Consider the following 1,559-nt stretch of genomic DNA (forward strand, 5'->3'; position numbering starts at 1 on the left):
TGAGGTATTTCACTTGGTCATCCCCCGTGGTGGTCTCGCGATTGTAGCCAGACCACCGAGGGAAGACAGCAAGACTTTACTTCGGATCCGTGACCGCCAGGAGCTCCTGGGTACGGGCATCCACCGCTTCCCGCAATGCCTTGCCTGGCTTGAAATGGGGCACCCGTTTTTCAGGAATGGCCACGCTTTCACCGGAACGCGGATTGCGGCCCATGCGAGGGGGGCGACGGTTGATGGAAAAACTGCCAAATCCCCTGATTTCAATGCGGTGGCCGCGCACCAGTGCGTCGCTCATGGCATCAAGAATCGTCTTGACGGCATATTCGGCGTCACGGTGCGTCAGCTGGCTGAATCGGGCCGCCAGTTCTTCGACGAGATCGCTTCGGGTCATGGATAAAGTAGCTGCACAGCGATGCAATCCGCCCGTGGCGCATCACACCGCTGCACGAACGCCTTACTTTTCGTTGTTGTCCAGCTTGGCGCGCAGCAGAGCGCCAAGGTTGGTCAAGCCGGCACTTTCGCGCGAAGACTGCTGGCTCAGGGTAGCCATGGCTTCCTGCTGGTCAGCGTTGTCCTTGGCTTTGACCGACAGCTGGATGTTGCGGGTCTTGCGATCCACGTTCACCACGACTGCGGACACTTCGTCGCCTTCTTTCAGCACGTTGCGTGCGTCTTCGACGCGGTCACGGCTGATTTCGCTGGCACGCAGGTAGCCGATGATGTCTTCGCCGAGATCGATTTCAGCACCCTTCGCATCAACAGTCTTGACCTTGCCGGTCACGATCGCGCCCTTGTCGTTGATCGACACGAACGTGGTGAACGGATCGGAATCCAGCTGCTTGATGCCCAGGGAGATGCGCTCGCGGTCGACGTCGACAGCCAGCACGATCGCTTCGACTTCCTGGCCCTTTTTGTAGTTGCGAACCGCGGCTTCGCCGGGTTCGTTCCACGAGAGGTCAGACAGGTGCACGAGGCCGTCGATGCCGGCAGCCAGGCCCACAAAGACACCGAAGTCGGTGATCGACTTGATCGGGCCCTTGACGCGGTCACCGCGCTTGGTTTCCTGTGCGAACTCTTGCCATGGATTGGCCTTGCACTGCTTCATGCCCAGGCTGATGCGGCGCTTGTCTTCGTCGATCTCGAGGACCATGACTTCGACTTCGTCGCCCAGCGCCACGAGCTTGCTCGGGGCCACGTTCTTGTTGGTCCAATCCATTTCTGACACGTGGACCAGGCCTTCGATGCCGGGTTCGAGTTCCACAAACGCACCGTAGTCGGCGATGTTGGTGATCTTGCCGAACAGGCGCGTGCCTTGTGGATAACGGCGGTTCACGCCCATCCAYGGGTCRTCGCCCATCTGYTTCAGRCCCAGCGAGACACGGTTCTTTTCGGTGTCRAACTTCAGGATCTTGGCSRYGATTTCCTGGCCAGCCGTCACCACTTCGCTTGGGTGACGGACGCGGCGCCATGCCATATCGGTGATGTGCAGCAGGCCGTCGATACCGCCGAGGTCAACGAATGCACCGTATTCGGTGATGTTCTTGACCACACCCTTGACG

2 protein-coding genes are annotated in these 1,559 nt (G+C 59.6%); both read right to left on the bottom strand.

Annotated elements, in window-relative coordinates:
- Positions 1-76: 76 nt before the first annotated feature.
- On the bottom strand, positions 77-391 hold the full coding sequence (locus AC1D0Z_RS21400) for an integration host factor subunit beta (RefSeq protein WP_348043247.1): 315 nt from the start codon (positions 389-391) through the stop codon (positions 77-79).
- A gap of 63 nt (positions 392-454) precedes the next feature.
- On the bottom strand, positions 455-1,559 hold a 1,105-nt coding region (locus tag AC1D0Z_RS21405), incomplete at its 5' end, for a 30S ribosomal protein S1 (protein ID WP_477660169.1).

The organism is Polaromonas sp. P1_E3 (genome assembly GCF_056405935.1).